This is a genomic window from Paenibacillus sp. FSL M7-0134, assembly GCF_038007865.1.
Classification (GTDB): domain Bacteria; phylum Bacillota; class Bacilli; order Paenibacillales; family Paenibacillaceae; genus Paenibacillus; species Paenibacillus polymyxa_B.
On the sequence record NZ_JBBOXV010000001.1, the window covers coordinates 1,916,726 to 1,940,068 of the forward strand.

Consider the following 23,343-nt stretch of genomic DNA (forward strand, 5'->3'; position numbering starts at 1 on the left):
TTCACTCACAATAAAATGACCTGAAGGTGAAGAGGATGTCAGATACGATCAGGGGCGGAGATACGGCTCCTTTACAAAGCTATGATGAAGCAGTGGAATGGATTAACGGCTTGATTCCGTTTGGCATCAGACCCGGATTGGAACGAATTGAACAGCTAATGAGTAAGTTGGGTGATCCGCAACGACATCTGAAGTTTGTGCATATTGCGGGAACCAACGGTAAAGGCTCGACTTGTGCCTTTCTGACCTCTGTGCTACTGAAATGTGGGTACGATGTCGGAACTTTTACATCTCCGTACATCACCCGATTTACGAACCGTTTTCAATTCAATGGGACCGATATTCCCGATGAAACGCTGGTTTTGCTTGCCAATCGCTTGTATCCGTTGGTGAAAGAAATCGCAGATAGTGAATTGGGATCACCTACGATGTTTGAGGTATCGACAGCGTTGGCTATTTTATACTATGCTACGGTATCTTTCCCAGATGTTGTGGTATGGGAGACAGGTCTCGGGGGAAGGATGGATGTAACTAATATCGTGAGTCCAATCGTCTCGGTTATTACGAATGTCGGCTATGATCATACGGATATTTTGGGAGATACGCTCGAACAGATTGCAAGGGAAAAGGCTGGTATCATCAAACCGGGTGTACCTGTTGTCAGTTGTGTTTCCCAATCCGAGGCTATTCAGGTCATACGTGAAACGGCGGCAAAGCAAGGAGCTACCTTGTACCTGGCAGGAGAACAGTTTACGTATGAACGGCTAAATGGGGATGAAACAGCTCAGACCTTTTCATTCGCGGGGCCCTTCCGACATATGGAAATTGACATCACGTTGTTAGGCGAGCACCAATGTTCTAATGCGGCAGGAGCTATGATGGCACTTGAGGTCCTACGTCAGTATATGGCTTTTGTGTTGGATGATGCAGAACTGCTGGAGGGCTTTAGGCAAACTGCCTGGGCAGGGCGTCTCGAACAAGTCAGTACCTCGCCGAGGATTGTCCTTGATGGAGCTCATAATCCAGAAGGAGCACAGACGCTGGCCAAGAGTCTTCCTCAAGTGTATTCGTACAAAAAATTGGTTTTAATGATGGGGATGCTGTCAAACAAGCATCATGAAGCATACTTGCAGCATATACTGCCACTAGTGGATACGCTTATCCTGACCGAGCCCGATTTTCGCCGCAAAATGAATGCCGCTGAATTGGCTCATCTCGTGGAGAAGCTGCGGCCGTCTTATGCCAAAACGGATTTAAAAATAATTGTAGAAGGTGACTGGAAAAAGGCTCTTGGCCTGCTTCAGTCACATACGGAAGCGGAAGATCTGGGGGTGGTGTCCGGCACGCTGTACCTTATTGCGGATGTACGGGCTACCCTTATGTATCAAACCGATTCGGAAAAAGGTTGGTGAAATTTGTTGATTACTTCGGAACATGTTCATTTTATCGGTATCGGCGGATACGGGATGAGCGCGATTGCTCGGGTCATGCTGGAGATGGGTTATACCGTGACTGGCTCAGATGTGGCATCACAAGAGCTGACAGAAAAACTGGCGGCAAAAGGCGCAAAAATATATATTGGACACACGCCTGAGCATATTGCAGGCGCGGATATCGTCGTCTATTCAACAGCATTGTCACGTGACAATGTGGAGCGGGTGGCAGCGGAGGAATTGAATATTCCAACTCTGCACCGTTCGCAGATGCTGGCTCGCTTGCTTAACGAACGTAAGGGAATAGCTGTTGCGGGTGCGCACGGTAAAACGACAACCTCTTCCATGATCGCTCTGGTTATGGAGAGATGTAACGTTGATCCAACGTATATTATTGGCGGCGAAATCACGAATTTGGGAACGAATGCCAAAGCAGGTAAAAGCGAGTTTGTCGTTGCTGAGGCGGATGAGAGTGATGGTTCTTTCCTGCAATATCATCCTTGGCAAGGCATCGTAACCAATATTGAAGCGGATCATTTGGAAAATTACGATGGCGACTTTAATCGTCTGAAAAGTGCCTATGTACAGTTTTTGAGTCAAATTCGACCGGATGGGGCGGCTATTGTATGCGCAGATGATCAGAACATCCGGGAAATGCTGCCTCAACTCCAGACTCGGGTCATTACTTATGGAGTGGAGCATGAAGCGGATTATATGGCGACAGATATCCAATTAGGTGACCGTCGATTAAGCTTCACTATGAGCCGCAAGGGAACAGCACTCGGAACGATCGAACTATCAGTGCCGGGTAAACATAACATGTATAATGCGATGGCGACTGTGATTTCATGTTTGGAAGCAGGGATTCCATTCGATCAAATCGCTGCGACAATTGTGGAATTTCACGGCGCGAAGCGTCGTTTTCAAGTACTAGGTGAAAGCAATGACATACTGATTATTGATGACTATGCGCATCACCCAACAGAGATTGAGGCTACGATTAGCGCAGCGAGAGCGACTGGCAAACGTATTATTGCTGTATTCCAGCCGCAACGCTATAGCCGCACCTTTTTCCTGCTCGATGCGTTCAGCCGCGCGTTTAGCGAGGCTAGTGAAGTCATAATTACCGATATTTATTCACCAGCGGGAGAAAAACAGATTGAAGGCGTGCATTCTTCCAAGCTCGTGGATTTAATCGTCCAAAACAGCAATGCGAATGCAATCTATTTGCCGACCAAAGAAGCTGTGATCGAGGAGTTGAAAGATCGCTTACAGCCGGGTGATCTTGTGCTGACGATGGGAGCGGGAGATATCTGGAAAGCAGGTGACGCGTTAGCGCGCCATCTTCGCGGACAGCAAGTGTAATACGTATAAAAATGAGCTGTTACGCCAATGAATTACATTTATTCGAGGGTATTCCGAACACGACTGTGTTTCGGGATACCCTTTTTTTGTAATGCTGGGGCATATATTCTTAGCTTGACTCATACAACAGACTATGAGGAAGTATGGGACAAGGAGGGAGTGCATCCATGAACAAGACCAAGATGACATTCCGGTTCGACCAACAGTTGCCGGAGACAAGCCGGGAGGATAAGCTACAGGTGCTTCCGTACAAAAACGAGTCGATTACGAACGAACAGCGTGAAACTGATAACTCGCATAAAGGAACGGAACGGAACAGAGGAATGAAGAAAAATACTGTAGCTACGCAAGAATCAGAGATTAACGAGCCTGAGGATCTGAACAAACGCATTTCAAGTCGGCGTTTTGCTCCAACATTAAGAGTACAAGAGGGATGGGATGACCCCTTTGGTCGTTCGGCGGCTTCCTGGTCAGATGCGGAAGTTCTACCAGATAGCCTGGAAGAGGATGAGGAAGCTTATCATTCTGTCCAAGAGTACAGAAAGCGTCCGCCCCACCCTTCAAGATGGAAACTGGTTGGCTCTGTAGCCAGCGCGCTGGTGACCGGAGGCATGTTTGGATATATTATGTTGTTACTGTTTAACGGAGGAGGCATGGTCCCGGGATCAGATCCTTCAGTAGAGGAGGCAGTACCGGTCTTTAAAGAATCTGTTGGTGTGGATGCAATATCTGCAAAAGAGAATTCTGTCCCTGTCACTGTCATAGAGGCTCAGGTACCTCCACAAACCTACTATTTGCTGCAATATGGGGTTTTCAGCACTCCAGAACGGGCCTTACAAGCAAAAGAAGAACTGTTGAAGGCAGGCATTGCAGCAGGAGGGGATACCGAGGACCAAAACCGGGTATATGCAGGAATATCGCCGGATAGGGAGCAAGCCAAGTTGCTCAGCAATCAGTTGAAAACACAAGGAGTCGATTTGTATGTTCGTGAGCTTGAATTACCTGGATTCGAAAAAGCAGCTTACGGAGGCGAAGGTGATAAACTCACTAGCTTTTTTCAGTTAAGCAGTTCATTGGTGGGTAAGTTGAGCGGACTTTCCTCAACCTTGCTCGGAGAAGGAGGTCCGAATACGGTGCCAGCCTCCGACATGAAGGAGCTGAACGACCTGCATCAGCAGTGGACACAAAATATCACTGCACTTCCCACTGGGCTTTCGAAGGAAGCGGCTGTCTCCGCAACCTCACTTGAAAAGGCGATGAACAGTGCGATCTCTGCAATTGGGGAATATAACAAGAACACAGCCAAGGAACACATTTGGGAGATTCAATCCTCCATGATGGAATATGTTTTGCGTGAGAGGGAATTTATCCAATTCATAAAACAATAAGCTAACCATATTTTCCGGCAAGGAACTGGAAATAGTTCCCCATGCCGGATTTCTGTTTGTATTGCAGTACAAATCACCGTATAATAATGAAGGTGTCAAAAAATGGCGAGGGAAGATCAGGATGAAAAAAAATGTAGGAATGCTTATACTGTTTTTGTTGCTCGGTTGGCTCTTGGGTGCATGGATTGCCAAAGCCCTTCAATCGATCAAGTTCCTTTCCTTTCTGACCCACCCCACTAGGATATCTTGGTCGCCGAGAGCGGACCTGGATATTATCAGCTACAACATAACGATAAATTTTGAATTGAGCCTGCTTAGTCTGATCGGCATCATTGCCGCGTTCTGGCTGTACCGCAGGCTCTAACTGATGAAAAGGAGCTTCCCTTATGGACGGGAAAATTACGCCCCGCATTATTCTGGCATCGACTTCACCAAGAAGGAAGGAATTGCTCGCATTTTTGAGATTCCCCTTTGAGGTGGTGCCGAGTCATGCGGATGAGAGCACGCCTGAGAGCTGGACGCCTCAGCAAATCGTGGAGACCCTTGCGGCACGCAAAGCCGAAGCGGTCGTGAACACTGCCGCTCAGTCGAAGGAAGCCGGACTGGTGATTGGCAGTGATACCATTGTCGTGCTGGATGGTTCGGTATTGGGCAAGCCTGCCGACCATGCGGACGCGGTTCGCATGCTGACTGCATTGCAGGGAAGGACACACCGTGTGTACACCGGGGTAGCCTGCATACATACCGGAACCGGCGAAATGCTTGTCAGACATCGCCAAACGGAGGTTACAATGAAGCCTCTGAGTCAAGAGCAAATTGTGTCATACGTGAATACTGGTGAACCGTCTGACAAAGCAGGAGCGTATGGCATTCAAGGCATGGGTGCTACGCTGGTGGAATCTATTCAGGGTTGTTATTTTAACGTCGTAGGATTGCCGCTTTCCTTGCTGTCGGACATGCTGTCCGATTTTGGAGTGAATGTGTTGCGTCCATAAAGGGGATAAACATATGCTGGAGTCGCCAATACTGATGCTTCGCGACCTCCCCCATGAAGAACGACCAAGAGAGCGCATGATGACATATGGGGCGGATGCCTTAAGCAACGCGGAGTTGCTGGCAATATTGCTGCGTACAGGAACGCAAAATGAGTCTTCGGTGCATTTAGCGCAGCGTATTTTGCAGCAGGCAGGAAATTTGCGTCAACTGGTGGATATGAGCTTGAGCGAGTTGACCCAGATTAAGGGCATTGGGGATGCTAAAGCGATACAGCTAAAAGCGGGTATCGAACTGGGGCGTCGATTAGCATTGTCTCGCCATTTGGAGACCCCGGTGATTAGTTGCCCGCGGGATGTGGCTGATCTGCTGTTTGAGCAGCTTCGTTATTTGCAGAAAGAGCATTTTGTATGCTTGTTCCTTAACACTAAAAATCATGTCATTGCTCAGGAAACACTATCTATGGGTAGCCTGAATTCTGCCATCGTGCATCCTCGTGAAGTATTTCGGGCAGCAATCAAATGCAGCAGCGCTTCAATCATTTGCGCTCATAACCATCCGAGCGGTGATCCGAAGCCAAGCCCGGAGGATGTCCAGTTGACTCGCCGCCTGATGGAAGCGGGCAACATCGTAGGTATCGACGTGCTTGATCATATTGTGATCGGGGACGGGACCTTTGTAAGTTTGAAGGAACAAGGTCTGATATAATATAATATTTAAATCAAACATTTAAATACGACCGGATAATCCGGCCTGAATAAACCGTTTATACATGGATAACAGATTTCAGGGAAGAGAAAAGGAGATTACATCATGCTGGGTGGCTTTACAAAAGATTTGGGAATAGACTTGGGGACGGCAAACACGCTTGTATACGTAAGAGGTAAAGGAATTGTGGTTCGTGAACCATCTGTAGTCGCTTTGCGTACAGATACAAAAACCATTGAGGCTGTTGGTGAATCTGCGAAAAAAATGATCGGTCGCACACCGGGAAATATACGTGCGATTCGTCCGATGAAGGACGGTGTCATTGCTGATTTTGATACGACAGCAACGATGATCAAATATTTTATCCGTCAGGCGCAAGCACAACGCTCTTTGTTTCCGCGCCATCCGAACGTGATGGTTTGTGTGCCTTCAGGCATTACTGCGGTGGAGCAGCGTGCTGTTGAAGATGCGACGAAGCAAGCAGGCGCAAGAGAGGCATATACGATAGAGGAGCCGTTTGCAGCAGCAATTGGCGCTGATCTTCCTGTATGGGAGCCTACAGGCAGTATGGTTGTCGATATCGGTGGAGGTACAACCGAAGTGGCAGTCATTTCCCTGGGCGGGATTGTAACAAGCCGCTCCGTGCGTGTGGCTGGCGATGAAATGGACGAGTCCATCATCCAATACGTGAAGCGCCAATACAATCTGATGATTGGTGAACGGACTTCAGAGCAACTGAAAATGGAAGTTGGTTCAGCTATGCCATTAGAGCAAGTGGAAACCTCAGAAATCCGCGGACGTGATCTGGTAACAGGTTTGCCGAAGACGATCACGATTACTTCTGATGAAATTAGCGAAGCGTTATCGGATACAGTCAATGCAATCGTGGATGCGGTCAAAGTAACACTGGAAAAATGCCCTCCCGAGTTGGCAGCGGACATCATGGATAGAGGAATCGTACTTACTGGTGGTGGAGCACTTCTGCGTAATCTGGACAAGCTGTTGGCAGGTGAAACCGGAATGCCGGTGATCGTAGCGGAAAATCCTCTGGATTGTGTGGCAATCGGTACAGGCAGAGCGCTGGAAAATATTCATTTGTTCAAATCGCGCAGCAGTTCTGCCGTCCGTTCCAAACGTTGAATCGGGGGTGTAGGAACTGTTTAAGCTGTTTGGCAATAAAAGACTATTTGTTCTATTGATCGGAATCGTTCTGTTTATTGCCCTTATGGGGATTACACTTGGACAGAGAAATTCCTTAACCTGGCCCGAGAAGTTCGCCAGAGATTCAATTGGCTTTGTGCAAGGTATCTTTTACAGGCCCGCTTCAGCAATAGCGGGCTTCTTTGAAGATATCGGAAATATGCGCAGCATCTACGAAGAAAATGAACGGTTAAAAATTGCTGTAGCAAAGCTGACTCGTGACCAGATTCAGACCCATAATTATGTTGAAACAAATGCCAGACTGCAGAATGAACTGAAGTTCACCCAAACGCAAAAGGCGAAGAATAATTATGATTATCGTGTTGCTCAAGTGAACAGTGTCAGCAATGATTCCAAAACGCTTGTGATCGATATTGGTGAGAAGGACGGAGCGAAGGTTGGTCAGGAAGTCAGTTCGCTTGAAGGATTTGTAGGAGTCATTAGTCAAACGGGGAATTTTACGTCCACCGTTACACTGTTGACTACATTGGATCCTAAAAATCCGAATTCTTATGCCATTGCAGCGACAGTCTTGGGCAAGGAAAATCAATCGTTTGGTATGATTGAAAGCTATGATCCGGGTACGAACAGATTTCAAATGACTCGCATTGAGGAAAAAGATCCAATCGCAAAGGGTGATCAGATTATTACGTCTGGCGCAGGCGGGAAATTCCGCAAAAACCTAATGATTGGAACGGTAGAGAAGATTCAGGTTGGGGAGTTTGGCAAAACACGGACAGCGATTATTAAACCGGCAGCCAGCTTTGTGGATTGGAAAGAATTGCTCATCCTCTACACTCCTGAGGTACCGGAATAATGAAGATGCGCGGTCAGGTTCTAATACTGCTGCTGTTTGTACTGTTTATAGCTGAAGGGACGATTCTTCCGTGGCTTCTTCCGGATAGTTGGCATTCAAGAATGGTTCCGAATTTTGTGTATGTCGTGATCTTGTTTGTGTCTGTGTATTACAGCCGTCATACAGCATTGGTGCTAGGTATTGTTTTTGGACTTATTCATGATGTTGTGTTCTACGGGTTTATCATTGGACCTTATTCTTTTGCAATGGGGTTGTCTGCATACTTATTGGGGCTTGTTTTTACAGCTCGACGTGCGCAGATGCCCATTATGATGGCAGCCGTGTTGATTGGTAGTTTCCTGCTGGATTCTATGCTATTTGCTATTGATCAGCTGTTCCAGCTGAATCATCAGACTTTCAATTGGGCACTTGCTCAGTATATGATTCCTGATTTATTTATCCATTTTCTGTTCGCCCTCATCATTTATGTCCCAGTTCGCAAGCAATTGCAGCGTTTGGGTACCCGTGTGAAAAAGGAAGAGGCTGTCTAGGTCTTTTTACACACATTTTGTCCGGGTTAGCAGGGATTTGACGTCCCGGGGACGAAATGATTGAGATAGGAGGGACAGGCTAATGGCGGTGAAATCGAATCATGTCACGATTAAAGGCATCAAAGATGGCCTGGTATTCCTGCTGGACGATCAATGCGAGTTTGAGGATTTGCTGGGTGAGCTGCGTTTTAAGCTGGAGCACAGTCATCAAAATATTTTAACAGGCCCGATCATTCATGTGGATATTAAGCTGGGAAGCCGAGAAGTGACAGAGGAACAGAAGGAAAGTATTCTGGAGATTTTGAAGCAGAAGGGGAATCTGCTCATCAGGTCTGTAGAATCACCTGGACTGCCTGTGGAAGTGCAGGGAAAGCCCCCTATTCACACGGTGACAGGGATTATCCGTTCTGGTCAAGTGCTTCATCACAATGGGAACCTACTCTTTTTGGGAGATGTAAACCCGGGTGGAATTATAACATGTACTGGTGATATTTATGTCCTCGGCGCTTTGCGAGGCATGGCGCATGCAGGGATGGAGGGAAATAGTGAAGCGATTATTGCGGCTTCCTATTTTGCACCGACACAGCTGCGAATTTCCGAAATGATCAGCCGTCCACCAGACGAATGGGAGACACGTGAATCCGGTATGGAATTTGCGTATCTCAAGGATGGCGCTATGCAAATAGATAAAATGAGCAATATTGTGCGTCTGGGCCGCGATTTTAACGTGTTCAAAGGGGTGTAGCACATGGGAGAGGCTATCGTCGTCACTTCAGGAAAAGGCGGCGTCGGCAAAACGACGACGTCAGCCAATATAGGAACAGCGCTTGCACTGCTCGGCAAAAAGGTATGTTTGGTTGATACGGATATCGGTTTGCGTAATCTAGACGTTGTGATGGGTCTGGAAAACCGGATTATTTACGACCTTGTTGATGTAGCGGAAGGTCGTTGCCGTTTAAATCAGGCACTGGTTAAGGACAAGCGTTTTGAGGAGCTGTATATGCTGCCAGCCGCTCAAACCAAGGACAAGAGTGCTGTTACGCCGGAGCAGGTTAAGGATATTATTTTGGAGCTTAAAAAGGATTTTGAATATATATTGATCGACTGCCCTGCGGGTATTGAACAAGGCTTTAAAAATGCCATTGCCGGAGCGGATCAGGCCATTGTTGTGACCACTCCGGAAAATGCAGCCGTACGCGATGCAGACCGGGTAATTGGTTTACTGGAAAGCTCACATGTGATATCACCCAAGTTGGTGGTTAACCGCATTCGCAATAGCATGGTTAAATCCGGAGATATGCTGGATATTGACGGGATTTTACAAGTGCTTAGCATAGACCTTATTGGGATTGTGCCGGATGATGAAATGGTAATTAAAGCAGCTAATACAGGGGAGCCTACCGTTATGAATCCAGATTCACAGGCTGCGATTGCTTACCGTAACATTGCGAGACGGATTTTGGGCGATACAGTGCCCCTCATGCAGCTGGACCAGAAGAAAAGCGTGATGACACGCTTTAAGAAGTTTTTTGGTATGGGTGGATGAGGAAAACAGGAAGTTATGACTGGTAAATTGCTTCTACACTTCCTACGTGATTTTCCATTGGTTCTAAGGTAGGAGCTGTAGTAGTATTCATTTGTAATACTAGACACTTAAATAAGTAGTAATCTTATTTAAGTGTTTTTGGTTTGTTTTTTTAATTTCCATAATACAGTTTCTCAAAATTTAGGGTCACTACATAAATATCATAAATACAAAACATAACCGGTGCACGAGCGCCGGTTTTTTTTGATTTTTAGGTGCGTATTCCCTAACCGGACAACATAAGTTGAAGCCCGTCCTCATAAGATGTATCAAACATACCTCGCTGAGGGGGCTGAACAGGATGAATAAAAATTCCGGAATCAAGCAGCGCAGAGAAGAACGTATACAGCAGCTAATCGCGGGAAGCAAAGCGGAGACGTATCCCTCTGGCATATATCAGAACAGGCACGGGGATAAAGATATGAAGTCGATGCCTATAGTCAGTGCCAACTCGCCCAGAGACCCAGAAACTGAGTGGAAAAATGAGCGGCAACGCTGGCAGCAATCTTTTGGGACGAATCGTGGTCCGTCTTTTTGGACTTCCTTTTGGCGAAGATCAGTCATAGCAACGGTGTTATTTGGAATGGTATGGGGAATGTTTCGTTGGGATATTCCCTATGCAGTGAATTTGAGAATGTTTATTGCGGATGCCTTGAATAAGGATATGGATTTTGCAGCCGTCGGACAATGGTATGAAACTTATTTTGACGGAGCTCCTTCCTTTTTGCCGATTTTTGGCGAGGAGCATGAAACGCACAAGGTTGATGCAAGTCGAAAGGGATCTCCACCGATCGAAGGCAACATAACACAGCCTTTTGTACTGAGCCTTAAAGGAGTAGAAATTACGCCGAATGTTACCGACAACGGGGCAATCGCTGTTAAAAGTATAGATGCAGGACGAGTATTAGACATATTAAATCATCCCAAAAGCGGGATTTCGGTTACAGTTCGACACACTGGCGGTATCACAGCAACTTACGGAAGGCTTTCCCGCTCTACCTTAAAAGTGAACGACTGGGTTCAGGAGGGAGATGAGATCGGTGTACTGCCAGCAAGTCACAGTGGCAGCGAGGCGGCAACTTTGTTTTTGGCAGTTCAGAGAGGGGATCAATACATTGACCCGTCGGAAGTGGTAGCCCTTGATTAATGTCCGAGGGGTGACCTTATCATTACATCCACTGTTTGTATTGGTTATGCTGACCTCTATATTAACTGGACATTTTATCGAGATCATAACTTTATTTACATTGGTGTTTATTCATGAGCTAGGTCATGCGACAGCTGCTTCGTTGTTGGGCGCGCGGGTGCTTTCCATACAGATGTTACCCTTTGGAGGAGTGGCGGTCATTGAGGATCAGGGGAAGCTCAATGCGTGGAAGGAGATTGTCATTGCGCTAGCGGGGCCCCTGCAAAACGGAATCATGATCATCATCCTTTTGTGGTTCAGAAATGTGAGTGGGCTGGAGTATGATTATGTAAATTATATAATTCAGGGGAATGCAGTTATTGCACTGTTTAATTTGCTGCCCATTTTACCACTTGATGGTGGGAAAATATTACAGTCATTGATTAGCTTATCTTGTTCTTATCACCGCACATTAGTGTGGACTTTTAGAGCCAGTATCGTAACGAGTCTGCTATTTTGTATGTATGGTATTTCACCGTTGTTAAGGCAAAATGGACCTATGCATTTAAATCTGCTGGCGGTAGGGATTTTTTTGCTTTATTCTAATATTGTGGATTATCGGAATATCCCTTACCGTTTTATACGGTTTTTGCTGGGGAGGGACGAGCTTTTTTACCGCGAAGTAGCTAAGGGGAGTATTGCCTTACCTATTGTATCCCTGCCAGTGAAACATTTGGAGCCTATTTTGCGTCTTTTCAGAAGAGATCGGTATCATATGGTTTATGTTATGAATGAACAGGGACGGATTGTAGCCGTACTGCCGGAGCAACGTCTTATTCGCTCTTATTTTGCGACACGCCCGCCAGATGGTGGAGAACCCAAGCCCAAATAATGTTTTATGAGTTAAGGAAGAGGCTGTATCCAGAGAGGTTGAAAAACCATGAAGCAAATGATTGTACAATGCCAGCAGCAGATGACCCAAATGGCGCTGTTGGAAGAGGGACGATTGGTTGAATATGCGGCTGAACTACCGCGAAAACGGGGAATTCTAGGTTCTTTTTTCAAAGCGAGGGTGGTCAATGTGCTACCAGGTATGCAAGCCGCCTTTGTTGACATTGGACAGCGAAAGAATGCCTTTTTGTATGTAGATGACGTACTTCATGCTCATTTGGACAAGCAGCCGGAGGTAAAGCCATCCATTTCAGAAGTGTTAAAGGTGGGGCAGGAAATTGTAGTGCAGGTATTAAAAGAGGCTGTTGGTAGCAAGGGAGCCAGGGTCACCACTCATTTTTCACTTCCGGGTCGCTGGATCGTATATATGCCCCGTGCTGATTATGTGGCCGTATCCAAGAAGATCGAACGTGAGGGCGAACGTACCCGTTTGAAAGCAATGGGAGAGCAGCTACGCACAAGTGAGGAAGGACTCATAATCCGTACCGTTTCGGAAGACATGAGTATAGAGGCGATTGAAAATGATTTAAATCAATTGCGTAAGCAGTGGGCGGCTATTCAGCGTAAAGCTGGTGAACACTCGGCTCCGTGCGAATTACATCGGGATTTAAGTATCGTTCAGCGATTGATTAGGGATGTGTTTACACCTGAACAGGATGAACTGGTTATTGACAGTGAAGAGCAAGCAAAGGACGCAGAAATAATGCTGCAACAGATTGGTCCTGCGAAAGCTCATGTAAGTATATTTCGTGGTGCAGAAGAAACAATTTTTAAAGCTTATGGCATTCATGAGCAGCTGGAACGCGATTTTGCGCGAAAGGTATGGTTGCAGGGCGGCGGTTATATTGTCATTGATCATACGGAGGCATTAACCGTCATTGATGTGAATACGGGGAAGTTTACGGGAGGCAGTAATCTGGAAGAGACGGTGACCCAGACTAACATTGAAGCAGCCGAAGAGATTGCCCGCCTGGTACGTGTGCGTGATATTGGTGGTATCATCATCATTGATTTTATTGACATGGAACAAGAGGAGAATCGTCAGGAAGTATCCTCTGTGCTGGAAGCAAGATTGAAGAAGGATCGGACTAAATCTTATGTTGTCGGTTGGACGCGGTTAGGTTTGCTGGAAATGACCCGTAAAAAAGTGCGTGAGGAAAAGACGCTCGTGTAGAGCGGTGCGTAATCAAAAATCATTTTAAAACTAAAGGTTGAATGTGTAGAAAGCTTGTGCTACAATCATTTAGTATGTGTGATGCGTAAGATTGGCTGCACATGCTGTAACCGCTCCAATCAGGTACTGAAGTGCAGTATCCTAAGGGAATCTGTCACCTGCTATTAGGCGAGTCTGAGACATAAGGAGGTGCAAGCAAATGTACGCAATTATCGAAACAGGTGGTAAGCAATACAAAGTTCAAGAGGGCGACGTATTGTTCATCGAGAAGTTGGAAGCTAATGATGGTGAAACTGTAACGTTCGATCGTGTTCTGGCAGTGTCCGGCGACAATGGCTTGACAGCAGGTACACCGCTTCTTTCTGGAGCTTCTGTAACAGCTAAAGTTGAGAAGCATGGTCAAGGTCAAAAGGTCATCGTATACAAATACAAACCTAAAAAGAACTACCATGTGAAGCAAGGTCATCGTCAACCGTACACGAAAGTGACGATTGAAAAAATCCAAGCGTAAGAGGGTGCGATAAGTGATTATCGTGCGTATTACACGACTGGAGGATGGCAGCATACAGGGGTTTTCCGTTAAAGGGCATGCGAATTTCGCTAAATCTGGCGAGGATATCGTATGTGCTGGCGTTTCAGCGGTAACGGTAGGAACTGTCAATTCGATTGGAGCTCTTACGGACGTTGAGATGGAAACGGAAATGGAAAACGGCTTTTTAAGCGCGTATCTTTCTCCTGAAAGTTATCATGATGCGAACGCACAGGTTCAACTGTTGCTGGAGTCCATGGTGATTATGCTGACAAGTATTGCTGAATCATACGGTAAGTATATTCAAATAGAAAATAATCAAAGAAGGAGGTAGACATCATGTTGAAATTGACATTGGATCTTCAATTATTCGCATCGAAAAAAGGTGTAGGTTCCACAAAAAACGGACGTGACAGTAGATCGAAACGTCTTGGAGTGAAACGTGCTGACGGTCAAGCAGTTACCGGCGGTAGCATCCTGGTTCGTCAACGCGGAACGAAAATTCACCCGGGCACGAACGTGGGCATCGGTAAGGACGACACTCTGTTCGCGAAAGTGGACGGCGTTGTGAAGTTCGAACGTTGGGGCCGTGATCGCAAAAAGGTGAGCATCTACCCGATCGACGTTGCTCCAGTAGCAGCTACTGTAGAAGCTTAATAGCGGCGTAGACACGCTGAAAAGCCTCCGGCACTTTTGTCGGAGGCTTTTTTGCATGATGGTAATGAACTGGAAAGTTAGTCTGTGCTATACTGGATTAAGGTTCTTTAATAATCCATTTAATTTCGCAGAACGGAGAGAAGCCATGTTCCAGCGGATAAGAGCGCCTTATCTGGCGTTGGGTTCCATTCTGATTCCTTTGGTTTTTTCACTGCTCTATCCTGAAGTATTAACGATTATCTTATTAGCAGTATGGTCTGTAGTTGCTGCATGCTTTGGTATGTGGTATACGCAAAGACAGGTCGAGTATGAGCGGAAAGCTGCTTTGCGTTCTTTTGAGCGTACAGCGATTTCAATGCTTAACCATCATCGGCATGACTGGATGAATGACTTGCAAGTGCTTTATGGATATATTCGTATGAATAAGCATGATAAATCTGTTGCTTATGTGGAAACAATAAAAGGGCGCGTGGCGGAAGACAGTAAAATATCTAAGTTGGGTATTCCCTCACTGGTGTTTTATTTGCAGTCTTTTCGCGTGAACGCCGGTAATTTACAGTTGTCGGTACAGGTTGAGGAGCAGTTAAAGTTAGACGCTGTCATGTCTCCCGAAGACGGCGAGTCGCTTGCCTCGGCCGTCATAGAAACGGTGCGTGCGTATCAATATGGCGGGGGCCGGTCGTCCTGGGGAGAAGTGCGCAGATTGACACTTTTTTTCGGTATGGATCAGAATGATGTTATCGTCCGTTTTGAAGGAAGTGACATACCTGCGGATTTGAATATCCTGAAGCGGGTCAGATCCGTACTCGGAAGTGAACGCATTCGAACAGAGAAGCTCCCTACGGGCGAAATGCTTCAAATTCGGATGCAGTGCCAGACATAAGGAAGGTGTAACCATGTTTGTAGATAAAGCGAAGATTTTTGTTAAAGGCGGTGACGGTGGGGACGGATTAATTGCGTTTCGCCGTGAGAAATACGTTCCTGAAGGTGGCCCAGGTGGTGGTGACGGAGGGAACGGTGGAGACGTAATTTTCCGTGTAGATGAGGGTTTGCGTACCTTGATGGATTTTCGGTACCAACGTCATTTTAAAGCCCAGCGTGGAGTGAAAGGTCGTAACAAAAGCCAACACGGAGCCAATGCGGAGCACATGATCGTACGTATACCACCGGGAACGGTCATCATAGATGATGATACTGGTGAAGTAGTAGCAGATATGACACGTCATGGTCAACAAGTCGTCGTAGCTAAAGGAGGACGCGGAGGACGCGGGAACATCCGTTTTGCTACACCGAATAATCCAGCGCCTGAGTTGGCTGAGAACGGCGCAGAGGGACAAGAACGTTATATCACGCTTGAGTTAAAAGTAATGGCTGACGTAGGTTTGGTCGGGTTCCCTAGTGTAGGGAAGTCTACCTTGTTGTCGGTTGTATCTTCCGCAAAACCGAAAATTGGGGCATACCACTTTACAACGATTACTCCGAATTTGGGCGTTGTGGATGTGGGTGATCATCGTAACTTTGTGATGGCGGATTTGCCTGGTTTGATTGAAGGAGCTCATGAAGGTATTGGGCTGGGACATGAATTTCTGCGGCACATTGAGCGGACGCGTATTATTATCCATGTCGTGGATATGGCGGGCTCCGAAGGACGTGATCCGTTTGAAGATTGGACTAAAATTAACGACGAATTGAAGCAATATAATGCAACATTGGCTGAGCGTCCACAAATTGTGGCGGCCAATAAAATGGATATGCCGGAGGCGGAAGAAAACCTGACTCACTTCAAAGAGCAGATTGCTTCTATACGTCCTGATCTTGAAATCATGCCTATTTCCTCACTGACACGTCAAGGTGTGAAGGAACTGCTCTACCGGGCTGCTGATTTGCTGGATCAAATACCGGACGAGCCGGTTGTTGAGGAAGTAGCAGAAGTCAATGAACGTAAGGTATTTAAGCTGGATACAGCAGAAGACGATGGCTTTACAATTGTGCGTGAAAACGACACATTCGTGGTGCAGAGCCCTAAAATTGAGCGCATGATGAAGCGCATGCAGTTGAACTCGCATGATGCCATTTTGAAATTAGCAAGAACGTTACGCCATATGGGTGTGGATGCTGAGTTACGCAAGCGTGGCGCCAAAGATGGTACATCTGTACGCATTGCTGATTTCGAGTTCGAATTTGTTGAAGGCAGCAGCTACTACTAAATTTCAAATAAAGGTCTAAAACCTGAACGGTTACTGTACTATAGGAAACTCTATAGAAGGCAGTAGCCGTTTTTTGCATTGTTTGCTTGCCGATTTTCAAGAGTTTCGATATAATGTCCTCTATACAAAAACATAAGTCTTTGAGGAGAGGACGTTCTTGAAAGAGCGCTATTACTTGGTACGGGAAGATATTTTGCCTGAAGCAATTGTTAAGACCATACAGGTGAAACTGCTGCTGGCTTCAGGAGATGTTAAAACCGTGCATGATGCTGTGGAGCAAGTTGGGCTAAGCCGAAGCGCCTTTTATAAATATAAGGATGGCATACATTTGGTTAATCAGCTGGAGCGTGAGCGAATTGTCAATATCTCTATTGATTTAGAGCATCAATCCGGAATGTTGTCCAGGGTGCTTGGCAGAGTGGCTGATTTCGGAGGCAATGTGCTGACGATCCAGCAAAGTATTCCACTGCAAGGCAGAGCCAACGTAGTCATCTCCGTAGAAATGTCCAGACTCAGTGAAGAGTTGGGTGTTCTACTGGAGGGCTTGGAAGATATCTCTGGAGTTAAACGTGTTCGCCTGATTGGGCAAGGTTAAGGCGATTCAGTTCATTAGACATAAGTTCGCGGGAGGGGAATGGATGAAACCGGTCAAAGTAGGATTGTTAGGTTTGGGGACGGTTGGAACGGGAGTCGTTCGAATCGTAGAAGGCAATCAGGAAGACTTGAGCAGACAAGTCGGTTCACCGATCATCATTGAAAAAATAGCTGTAAAAAACATAGAAAAATATCGTTCCATTGAAGTGGAGACAGCCAAGCTTACTGAGGACCCATGGGAAGTTATTCGGGACCCTGAAATTGATGTAATTATTGAAGTCATGGGCGGCGTTGATCAGACGAAGGAGTACATTCTTGAAGCGCTGGAGCGGGGGAAACACATCGTAACAGCAAATAAGGACTTAATGGCTTTGCACGGTTCTGAAGTATTAGCAAAGGCGCAGGAAAAGCAGTGTGATATTTTTTATGAAGCTAGTGTAGCAGGTGGTATCCCGATCATTCGTACATTAATTGAAGGCTTCTCCTCCGATCGCATTACCCGCATTATGGGGATTGTGAACGGTACGACAAACTTTATTTTAACAAAAATGAGTCAGGAAGGGGCCTCGTACGAGGAAGTTCTCAAGGAAGCGCAGGAGCTTGGGTATGCTGAATCGGATCCGACCTCAGACGTGGAAGGACTGGATGCAGCTCGTAAAATGGCAATTCTCGGCACGCTTGGTTTCCGCTCTAATGTAGAGCTCAAGGATGTAAGTGTCAGCGGCATTTCAAAGGTAACCAGTGAAGATATTGCTTTTGCTAAAAAACTAGGATATGAAATGAAATTGCTCGGGATTGCAGAGCGCCAAGGTGATGAATTTACGATTAACGTTCAGCCGACCATGGTACGCAAGCAGCATCCATTGGCTTCGGTGAACGGGGTATTCAACGCGGTGTATGTGCATGGTGAAGCAGTGGGTGAAACCATGTTTTATGGTGCGGGTGCAGGTGAAATGCCGACGGCAACATCGGTTGTAGCCGATTTAGTAGCTGTAGTGAAAAATCTCAAACTTGGTGTCAATGGGCTTAAAGCCATCGTTCCTTACAATCCCAAAAAAATTAGTAACGATGAAGATGTGTATTTCAAAAACTTCGTGCTTCTGCATGTGGATGATAAAGCAGGGGTGTTGGCACGGATCACGCAAGTATTTGCTGAATTTGATGTCAGTCTGGCATCTGTTGTGCAGCAACCGAATGAGGTTAACCCCGATGCTGAAATTATTATCGTGACTCATTTAGCCAGTAAAGCGAGTATGAAAAAGGTTTTGGAGCATTTTGAAACTTTGGACGTCATCCGTCGCATCAAGAGCGTATATCGAGTAGAGGGATAGTCAATAAAAGCAGGAGGAATTGTCTGTATGACCGTTTTAAAAACAGCAAGAGTGCGTGTGCCTGCGAGTACGGCCAACTTGGGTCCCGGCTTTGATACATTGGGCATGGCATTGTCCTTATATGCATGGATTGAAATGAAGGAGGCCGAACAGACGGCTTTTCATTTATACGGAAATGAAATGAATGGTGTTCCCCAAGATAAAACTAATCTGATTTTCAAGGTAGCACAAATGGTTTTTCGGGAAGCAGGTGTATCTGTTCCTGAGCTCGATATTTCGATGTACTCGGATATTCCACTTACTCGTGGTTTGGGCAGTAGTGCTTCTGCCATTGTGGGCGCCTTGGTCGCTGCCAATACGTTGATTGGCTCACCTCTGCCGGATTCCAAACTGTTCGATATGGCAAGCGCCATTGAAAAACATCCGGATAATGTTGGAGCTTCCCTGTTTGGTGGTATTATTACAGCGATGTGGGATGGCGAGAATGCTAGGCATTTACGACTTGAACCGGATGCTAATCTGGAGGTTATGGTAGTTATTCCAGATTTTCAGCTATCCACGTCGAAAGCCAGAGAGGTTCTACCCGCGCATGTATCATTGAAGGATGCCGTATATAATATAAGTCATGCTTCCATGCTAGTAGCAGCATTGGCGTCGGGAAGAACCGATTTAATTGCCGAAGCGATGCGTGATCAGCTTCATCAGCCTTACCGTGCGGCGCTTGTGCCGGGTATGACAGAGATCCTGCAGGATGCGCACCATTATGGTGCCTTGGGTGTGGCTCTCAGTGGGGCTGGACCGACGCTGCTGGCATTGACGGATCAACGGGTGAATCGGAAAGCGGAGCTGGAGCAGTATTTAACGGATACCATGAACAAAGAGGGGATCACTGCTTCTGTTTTAAAATTGCGCCCTGAGAGTGAAGGAGTTAAAGTATATACAGAAGGGAATACACTCCCTTTTATGGATATGATTAAAGGGGAACTTATGATATGAAACGAATTGCACTTCTTCCTGAGGGGACCGTTTCTCATGAAGCGATTAAGTATTTGTTAGGAGATACGCCCCATGAATTACTGTTTTACAAGCATATTGCGGACGTATTTCAGGCAGTAGACAAGGGACAGGCAGACTATAGTGTAATTCCCATTGAAAATACGATTGATGGCTCTGTAAGTCTGCATATGGACTGGCTTGTACATGAAGTAGACATTCAAATGCAGGCGGAATGGGTATATCCTTCAATTCAAAATCTTATTGGACATCGTAGTGAGTTTACGAAGGATTTGGACAAGCTGGATTTGAGCAAAGTGGTCAAAATTATGTCTCATCCTGTAGCGCTTCCCCAGTGTAAAGAATTCATACAGGCTTCCGCTCCTCAGGCCGAGCTGGAGGGTGCAGGAAGTACGGCAGAAGCCGTCGAAATTGTTAAACATAACCCCGGTAAAGGCTGGACCGCTCTCGGAACCAAGCTCGCGGCTGCCAAACACGGATTGGATATTTTGGCCAGCAAAGTAACGGATCACGATAACAACTTTACCCGCTTTGTCTTGATCGGCCATCAACCTATAAGTCTCCCGGGTACACCTGAAGGTCAGCGAACCAGTATTTTGGTCACGCCACCGCAGGATTTCCCGGGAGCGCTGCATCAGGTTTTATCCGCATTTGCATGGCGCAGGTTAAATCTGTCCCGTATTGAATCGCGTCCGACCAAAAAGCAATTGGGGAATTATTATTTTTACATTGAAGTTTTGGAATCTCTGCATTCCGTTCTGCTTCCGGCAGCCTTTGCAGAGATTGAGGCTTTGGGATGCCATGTACGTATTCTTGGCTCTTATCCAAGTTACAAGTATGTTGAAGCAGCGATCGAACCTATTTTAAAGGAACATTAATCGGAGGTGTGGTTTTAATGGCAGAACAATGGATCTATCTGGATGGGCAGCATGTGACTAAGGAAAACGCAAAGGTTTCCGTATATGATCATGGATTCTTGTACGGAGACGGTATATTTGAGGGCATTCGTATCTATAACGGGAATATTTTTAAATGTAAGGAGCACTTGGAGCGTCTGTATGATTCTGCGAAATCCATTCAGTTAAACATTCCGTTGTCTCCTGATGAGTTGTTGGAAGCAATGGCTGAAACGATTCGTCTTAACGAAATGCGTAACGGATATATCCGTCTGATTGTATCCCGAGGTGCAGGAAATCTAGGTTTAGATCCTCTTCGTTGTGCGAAGGCGAGTGTCATCATTATCGTGGAACAGCTCGCCATTTACCCGGAAGAAGCTTACTTGACTGGCCTGAAGACAATTTCTGTCTCTCAGCGTCGCAACATCCCAGATGCTTTGAATCCGAAGATTAAATCATTGAACTATCTCAACAATATCCTCGTGAAGATCCAGTCTAACTATGCTGGTGTAGGTGAGGCTATTATGCTCAATTCCCAAGGGTATGTGACAGAAGGCTCTGCGGACAACATTTTCATTGTCAAAAATGGAGTGTTATATACACCTCCTTGCTATTTGGGAGCGCTTGAAGGGATTACTCGTAATGCTATTATCGATTTGTGTACTAAGCTTGGATACCCCCTTAAGGAACAACCTTTTACACTGCATGATGTATATGTTGCGGACGAGGTGTTTTTTACAGGAACTGCGGCAGAAGTTATTGCAGCTTATGAAGTGGATGGTCGTACGATCGGCTCCGGTGTTGCTGGCCCAGTGACTTTGGAGCTCCTGGCTGAGTTCCGGAAGATCGTGGATAAGGATGGCTACAAAGTGTGGCAGGACTAAAATAAAACCGAATCCTTTTAGCTGAATGCTCGTGAGAGTATTCGGTTGAGAGGATTTTTTTGTTTGTATGGGGTCATTCGCCCGGGAGGTGCATAGGATGTAATAACAGAAGCCGGGCGTTTATCCCGCCCGAACGAAAGTCTAGGAGGTTTGTGACCTGTGAAAATACACATCGTCAAAAAAGGTGACACTCTGTACTTGCTGGCACAGAAGTATAATGTGACGCTGGAGAAAGTTATTGCCGCCAATCCCCAATTGGCAGACCCTAATCAGTTGAGCATCGGCGAGAAAATTAAAATTCCAACAGACCCTGTTACGATGGAAACACAGCCGTCAACGGTATATCAACACAAGGTTAAGCAAGGAGATTCATTGTGGAAGTTGTCCAAGGCGTGGAATGTACCGCTTAAGCTAATTATTGATGCCAATTCCCAGCTTAAAAACCCGAACGCACTTCTGGTTGGAGAAACAGTTAATATTCCACACTACAAAGAAGAGGCGTCTGATTTTACTGAGAATAAAAAAAATACCGCAGTCAAAGAAGAGATGACACAGCCTAAACCTGAATCCCCAACCAAGCAAGAACTTACCCAGCCCAAGGCGGAGTTGACGCAGCCTAAGCAGGAGAATATGCCTAGCCCTAAAGAAGAGATGACACAGCCAAAAGAAACAGTGAATCCTCCTAAGCTTCCTGAATTAAAACTGCCTGAAGTTCCTATGGCACCCGTAAATCCTGCTCCACCTCAAATGCAGCCCATAGTTACTCCACCTGCTCCACCTCAAATGCAACCTATAGTTACCCAACCGATTGCATCTAAGCCACAGCTTCCTACAACTGTTGTGAAGCAACCTGTAGCTGAAAAATTTTGCGGCTGCACAAAATCGGAGCCGATGGTGAATTCCGAGTGGTCGATACAACAGCCGACATTTGATTATAGCCCACAAATAAATGCAATGCCGAACTCGTGGTATCCGGGGATTGGGTCTCCACAAACTTTGGGGAATGCGCCTATAAATACCTCCTTAGCAGAATATGCCTCTCCTACTGTAGTTTCTGATCAGGGCTATCATCATGAATGTGAGCATCCATGGTGCTGGGGGCCTGTGCAGACATCACCCATAAATGCCCATCCAACACCTTATCCTGCCTATTCAGATTGCTGCGCCCCCGGATATTATCCGAGTCATGAGGCGTCTGAAAATGCATCCTACCCTGTCTATCCTCCCTTTATCCATCAAGGGCATCCGCAGCAGTATCCAGAGAGTACAGTCCAGGGCAGTCAATGGAGCCAGGCATGGGGAGGACCTCAATATGGTTTGCCTGCGGGTGGAAACGTGTCCGACTATAGCCAGCTACAAGGACAACAATCTGCGAATTCCCCTTATCATCCGTTTGCGCATGGGAATGCACCTATGTATCCATTAGAGGGATATACAACCCCCTATATGTTTATGCCAGACTGTGGATGCCGGGAAGATAACGTCCAGTCGGCACCAGCAATTCCAGGAACGCAGGAGATGGGTAACAATCTGACTATTGCATCCGAAAATGAAGTTGTTTCTTCTTCTAAACCAAAGGAACGTAGCGTGCGTAAAGGTAAATCAAAAGACGGTTCTGGCGGTACATCCAAAGAAGAGACGTCCAAAGCCAAGGTTTCCAGTAAAAATGCTAGCAATAAGAAGCAAAAATCCCATAATTCAAGTGGAGGAGAACCCCGTTCCTCATCCTATAATGCTCGTTCGCGTAAAAATCCATGGATTAAGGACTGACGTGGCTAAATGTAAAAAGAGAGGGACCTCCTAGTAGTGTCCGGTTTTACTATTCATTAAGAGAAAGAAATGAATGTTAAAGAGACTGTTATTCTGCTTGTGGGAATAATGGTCTCTTTATTTAAATGCAGTGATTTAAAGATGAAAAAAGAATTCAAAAAAAGGTGTTGCTATTTAGCGTATTTATGTGG

25 protein-coding genes and 1 other annotated feature are annotated in these 23,343 nt (G+C 46.1%); all 25 genes read left to right on the forward strand.

The features are described from left to right. Positions 1-35 precede the first annotated feature (35 nt). The 25 genes from NSQ58_RS08560 to NSQ58_RS08680 all read left to right on the forward strand — a co-directional run bounded on the left by NSQ58_RS08560 (position 36) and on the right by NSQ58_RS08680 (position 23,152). Positions 36-1,412, forward strand: a complete 1,377-nt coding sequence (locus NSQ58_RS08560) for a bifunctional folylpolyglutamate synthase/dihydrofolate synthase (protein WP_341057195.1) — start codon at positions 36-38, stop codon at positions 1,410-1,412. 6 nt (positions 1,413-1,418) lie between these two features. Further along, positions 1,419-2,798 (forward strand): UDP-N-acetylmuramate--L-alanine ligase, encoded by a 1,380-nt coding sequence (murC, locus tag NSQ58_RS08565; protein WP_013311605.1) that lies wholly within the window; start codon positions 1,419-1,421, stop codon positions 2,796-2,798. Between the two features lie 167 nt (positions 2,799-2,965). Further along, positions 2,966-4,186 (forward strand): SPOR domain-containing protein, encoded by a 1,221-nt coding sequence (locus NSQ58_RS08570; RefSeq protein WP_023989956.1) that lies wholly within the window; start codon positions 2,966-2,968, stop codon positions 4,184-4,186. Between the two features lie 121 nt (positions 4,187-4,307). Continuing rightward, positions 4,308-4,550, forward strand: coding sequence for a DUF4321 domain-containing protein (locus NSQ58_RS08575; RefSeq protein ID WP_023989955.1), 243 nt, complete (start codon positions 4,308-4,310; stop codon positions 4,548-4,550). A gap of 22 nt (positions 4,551-4,572) precedes the next feature. Next, positions 4,573-5,181 (forward strand): Maf family protein, encoded by a 609-nt coding sequence (locus NSQ58_RS08580; protein WP_023989954.1) that lies wholly within the window; start codon positions 4,573-4,575, stop codon positions 5,179-5,181. 13 nt (positions 5,182-5,194) lie between these two features. Beyond that, the gene (gene radC / locus NSQ58_RS08585) at positions 5,195-5,887 is read left to right on the forward strand and encodes a RadC family protein (protein WP_025722728.1); all 693 of its coding nucleotides are present in this window, start codon (positions 5,195-5,197) and stop codon (positions 5,885-5,887) included. A gap of 105 nt (positions 5,888-5,992) precedes the next feature. Beyond that, complete coding sequence (locus NSQ58_RS08590) at positions 5,993-7,027, forward strand: rod shape-determining protein (protein ID WP_013311600.1); 1,035 nt, start codon at positions 5,993-5,995, stop codon at positions 7,025-7,027. A 55-nt stretch (positions 7,028-7,082) separates the two neighbouring features. After that, on the forward strand, positions 7,083-7,904 hold the full coding sequence (mreC, locus tag NSQ58_RS08595; protein WP_023989952.1) for a rod shape-determining protein MreC: 822 nt from the start codon (positions 7,083-7,085) through the stop codon (positions 7,902-7,904). Next, positions 7,904-8,434: a rod shape-determining protein MreD gene (mreD, locus tag NSQ58_RS08600; RefSeq protein ID WP_023989951.1), complete on the forward strand. Its 531-nt coding sequence runs from the start codon at positions 7,904-7,906 to the stop codon at positions 8,432-8,434. The genes mreC and mreD overlap by 1 nt, the downstream gene beginning before the upstream one ends. Before the next feature lie 82 nt (positions 8,435-8,516). Then, positions 8,517-9,179, forward strand: a complete 663-nt coding sequence (minC, locus tag NSQ58_RS08605; protein WP_013311597.1) for a septum site-determining protein MinC — start codon at positions 8,517-8,519, stop codon at positions 9,177-9,179. A 3-nt stretch (positions 9,180-9,182) separates the two neighbouring features. Next, positions 9,183-9,980: a septum site-determining protein MinD gene (gene minD, locus NSQ58_RS08610; RefSeq protein ID WP_013311596.1), complete on the forward strand. Its 798-nt coding sequence runs from the start codon at positions 9,183-9,185 to the stop codon at positions 9,978-9,980. A 340-nt stretch (positions 9,981-10,320) separates the two neighbouring features. Next, a complete protein-coding gene (locus tag NSQ58_RS08615; RefSeq protein WP_023989950.1) occupies positions 10,321-11,166 on the forward strand; it encodes a peptidoglycan DD-metalloendopeptidase family protein in 846 nt (281 codons plus the stop codon). After that, the gene (locus NSQ58_RS08620) at positions 11,159-12,037 is read left to right on the forward strand and encodes a M50 family metallopeptidase (RefSeq protein WP_023989949.1); all 879 of its coding nucleotides are present in this window, start codon (positions 11,159-11,161) and stop codon (positions 12,035-12,037) included. Before NSQ58_RS08615 ends, NSQ58_RS08620 begins: the two co-directional genes overlap by 8 nt. Positions 12,038-12,085: 48 nt before the next feature. Further along, positions 12,086-13,270: an Rne/Rng family ribonuclease gene (locus NSQ58_RS08625; RefSeq protein ID WP_341057196.1), complete on the forward strand. Its 1,185-nt coding sequence runs from the start codon at positions 12,086-12,088 to the stop codon at positions 13,268-13,270. Between the two features lie 98 nt (positions 13,271-13,368). After that, positions 13,369-13,456, forward strand: a sequence feature (ribosomal protein L21 leader region). A 13-nt stretch (positions 13,457-13,469) separates the two neighbouring features. Continuing rightward, positions 13,470-13,781 (forward strand): 50S ribosomal protein L21, encoded by a 312-nt coding sequence (rplU, locus tag NSQ58_RS08630; RefSeq protein WP_013311592.1) that lies wholly within the window; start codon positions 13,470-13,472, stop codon positions 13,779-13,781. A gap of 13 nt (positions 13,782-13,794) precedes the next feature. Continuing rightward, the gene (locus tag NSQ58_RS08635; RefSeq protein WP_013311591.1) at positions 13,795-14,133 is read left to right on the forward strand and encodes a ribosomal-processing cysteine protease Prp; all 339 of its coding nucleotides are present in this window, start codon (positions 13,795-13,797) and stop codon (positions 14,131-14,133) included. Between the two features lie 5 nt (positions 14,134-14,138). Further along, positions 14,139-14,456 (forward strand): 50S ribosomal protein L27, encoded by a 318-nt coding sequence (rpmA, locus tag NSQ58_RS08640; protein WP_013311590.1) that lies wholly within the window; start codon positions 14,139-14,141, stop codon positions 14,454-14,456. Positions 14,457-14,601: 145 nt separating this feature from the next. Then, positions 14,602-15,339, forward strand: coding sequence for a Spo0B domain-containing protein (locus NSQ58_RS08645; RefSeq protein ID WP_013311589.1), 738 nt, complete (start codon positions 14,602-14,604; stop codon positions 15,337-15,339). 13 nt (positions 15,340-15,352) lie between these two features. After that, a complete protein-coding gene (gene obgE / locus NSQ58_RS08650) occupies positions 15,353-16,663 on the forward strand; it encodes a GTPase ObgE (RefSeq protein WP_023989945.1) in 1,311 nt (436 codons plus the stop codon). 157 nt (positions 16,664-16,820) lie between these two features. Further along, the gene (locus NSQ58_RS08655; RefSeq protein ID WP_013311587.1) at positions 16,821-17,258 is read left to right on the forward strand and encodes an ACT domain-containing protein; all 438 of its coding nucleotides are present in this window, start codon (positions 16,821-16,823) and stop codon (positions 17,256-17,258) included. Between the two features lie 43 nt (positions 17,259-17,301). Beyond that, complete coding sequence (locus NSQ58_RS08660; protein WP_023989944.1) at positions 17,302-18,588, forward strand: homoserine dehydrogenase; 1,287 nt, start codon at positions 17,302-17,304, stop codon at positions 18,586-18,588. A gap of 27 nt (positions 18,589-18,615) precedes the next feature. Beyond that, positions 18,616-19,584: a homoserine kinase gene (thrB, locus tag NSQ58_RS08665; protein ID WP_053325963.1), complete on the forward strand. Its 969-nt coding sequence runs from the start codon at positions 18,616-18,618 to the stop codon at positions 19,582-19,584. Further along, entirely contained in the window at positions 19,581-20,480 is a 900-nt protein-coding gene (gene pheA, locus NSQ58_RS08670; protein ID WP_023989942.1) for a prephenate dehydratase, read from the forward strand. The genes thrB and pheA overlap by 4 nt, the downstream gene beginning before the upstream one ends. A 17-nt stretch (positions 20,481-20,497) precedes the next feature. Continuing rightward, positions 20,498-21,382 carry a branched-chain-amino-acid transaminase gene (gene ilvE / locus NSQ58_RS08675; RefSeq protein ID WP_338532755.1) on the forward strand — a complete coding sequence of 295 codons (885 nt, stop codon included), beginning with the start codon at positions 20,498-20,500 and terminating at the stop codon, positions 21,380-21,382. A gap of 159 nt (positions 21,383-21,541) precedes the next feature. Next, the gene (locus NSQ58_RS08680; protein WP_341057198.1) at positions 21,542-23,152 is read left to right on the forward strand and encodes a LysM peptidoglycan-binding domain-containing protein; all 1,611 of its coding nucleotides are present in this window, start codon (positions 21,542-21,544) and stop codon (positions 23,150-23,152) included. Positions 23,153-23,343 lie beyond the last annotated feature (191 nt).

Bases quoted from the DNA above. Each gene is read 5' to 3' on its own strand.
- rpmA (WP_013311590.1), top strand. From the start codon at position 14,139: ATGTTGAAATTGACATTGGATCTTCAATTATTCGCATCGAAAAAAGGT.
- NSQ58_RS08615 (WP_023989950.1), top strand. From the start codon at position 10,321: ATGAATAAAAATTCCGGAATCAAGCAGCGCAGAGAAGAACGTATACAG.
- rplU (WP_013311592.1), top strand. From the start codon at position 13,470: ATGTACGCAATTATCGAAACAGGTGGTAAGCAATACAAAGTTCAAGAG.
- NSQ58_RS08580 (WP_023989954.1), top strand. From the start codon at position 4,573: ATGGACGGGAAAATTACGCCCCGCATTATTCTGGCATCGACTTCACCA.
- obgE (WP_023989945.1), top strand. From the start codon at position 15,353: ATGTTTGTAGATAAAGCGAAGATTTTTGTTAAAGGCGGTGACGGTGGG.
- minC (WP_013311597.1), top strand. From the start codon at position 8,517: ATGGCGGTGAAATCGAATCATGTCACGATTAAAGGCATCAAAGATGGC.
- thrB (WP_053325963.1), top strand. From the start codon at position 18,616: ATGACCGTTTTAAAAACAGCAAGAGTGCGTGTGCCTGCGAGTACGGCC.
- NSQ58_RS08575 (WP_023989955.1), top strand. From the start codon at position 4,308: ATGAAAAAAAATGTAGGAATGCTTATACTGTTTTTGTTGCTCGGTTGG.
- mreD (WP_023989951.1), top strand. From the start codon at position 7,904: ATGAAGATGCGCGGTCAGGTTCTAATACTGCTGCTGTTTGTACTGTTT.
- NSQ58_RS08570 (WP_023989956.1), top strand. From the start codon at position 2,966: ATGAACAAGACCAAGATGACATTCCGGTTCGACCAACAGTTGCCGGAG.
- NSQ58_RS08590 (WP_013311600.1), top strand. From the start codon at position 5,993: ATGCTGGGTGGCTTTACAAAAGATTTGGGAATAGACTTGGGGACGGCA.
- NSQ58_RS08660 (WP_023989944.1), top strand. From the start codon at position 17,302: ATGAAACCGGTCAAAGTAGGATTGTTAGGTTTGGGGACGGTTGGAACG.
- NSQ58_RS08625 (WP_341057196.1), top strand. From the start codon at position 12,086: ATGAAGCAAATGATTGTACAATGCCAGCAGCAGATGACCCAAATGGCG.
- NSQ58_RS08645 (WP_013311589.1), top strand. From the start codon at position 14,602: ATGTTCCAGCGGATAAGAGCGCCTTATCTGGCGTTGGGTTCCATTCTG.
- ilvE (WP_338532755.1), top strand. From the start codon at position 20,498: ATGGCAGAACAATGGATCTATCTGGATGGGCAGCATGTGACTAAGGAA.
- radC (WP_025722728.1), top strand. From the start codon at position 5,195: ATGCTGGAGTCGCCAATACTGATGCTTCGCGACCTCCCCCATGAAGAA.
- NSQ58_RS08560 (WP_341057195.1), top strand. From the start codon at position 36: ATGTCAGATACGATCAGGGGCGGAGATACGGCTCCTTTACAAAGCTAT.
- pheA (WP_023989942.1), top strand. From the start codon at position 19,581: ATGAAACGAATTGCACTTCTTCCTGAGGGGACCGTTTCTCATGAAGCG.
- minD (WP_013311596.1), top strand. From the start codon at position 9,183: ATGGGAGAGGCTATCGTCGTCACTTCAGGAAAAGGCGGCGTCGGCAAA.